General features: G+C 70.5%; 1 protein-coding gene. It reads right to left on the bottom strand.

The genetic code is table 11. The features are described 5' to 3' along the window. Window positions 1-15 precede the first annotated feature (15 nt). Window positions 16-1,128: acetyl-CoA C-acyltransferase family protein (locus tag J8I34_RS34125; protein ID WP_245176359.1), on the bottom strand; the 1,113-nt coding region annotated here is incomplete at its 5' end.

Below are 1,128 nucleotides of genomic sequence, written 5' to 3' on the forward strand. Positions count from 1 at the left end.
GGCGCAAGGCCAACCTCAGATCCGCTCAAAGATGGCGGCAATGCCCTGCCCGCCGCCGATGCACATCGTCACCAGCGCGTAGCGGCCCTGCACGCGTTGCAGTTCGTACAGCGCCTTCACCGTGATCAGCGCGCCGGTGGCGCCGATCGGGTGGCCCAGCGAGATGCCCGAGCCGTTCGGGTTGACCTTGGCCGGATCCAGGCCGAGTGCCTTGGTCACGGCGCAGGCCTGCGCGGCGAAGGCTTCGTTGGCCTCGATCACGTCCAGGTCCGACACCTGCAGGCCGGCGCGTTCCAGCGCGATCCTGGTCGCCGGCACCGGGCCGATGCCCATGGTCTTGGGGTCGACGCCGGCATGGCCGTACGACACCAGGCGCGCCAGCGGCTTCAGGCCGCGGCGCTCGGCCTCGGCACGCTCCATCATCACCACCGCGGCGGCGGCGTCGTTCAGGCCCGAGGCATTGCCAGCGGTGACGGTGCCGTTTTCCTTGGCGAAGACCGGCTTGAGCTTGGTCATGTCGTCGATGGTGGCGTCATGGCGCACGTGCTCGTCGGTGTCGAACGTCACATCGCCCTTGCGGCCCTTGCTCACCACCGGGACGATCTGGTCCTTGAAATAGCCGGCCTTGATCGCGGCGGACGCGCGGCGGTGCGATTCCAGCGCGGCCTCGTCCTGCTGCGCGCGCGAGATGTCGTATTCCCTGGCGACGTTCTCGGCGGTCACGCCCATGTGGATACGGTGGAACGGGTCATGCAGCGCGCCCAGCATCATGTCGACCAGGCCGGCATCGCCCATGCGGGCGCCCCAGCGCGCCGCCGGCGCCAGGTACGGGGCGCGGCTCATGCTTTCGGCACCGCCGCCGATGGCAACGTCGGTATCGCCCAGCAGGATGGTCTGCGCGGCGCTGACGATGGCCTGCAGGCCGGAGCCGCACAGGCGGTTCACGGTCAACGCGGGCGCGTTGATCGAGACGCCGCCGTTGACCGCGGCGACGCGGCCCAGGTACATGTCGCGCGGCTCGGTCTGGATCACGTTGCCGAACACCACGTGGCCGACGTCGTCGCCGGACACCTGCGCGCGGGCCAGCGCCTCGCGCACGACCAGTGCGCCCAGCTCGGCCGGCGCCAC

Origin of the sequence: Cupriavidus phytohabitans (genome assembly GCF_017815025.1) — a bacterium.
Classification (GTDB): Bacteria; Pseudomonadota; Gammaproteobacteria; order Burkholderiales; family Burkholderiaceae; genus Cupriavidus.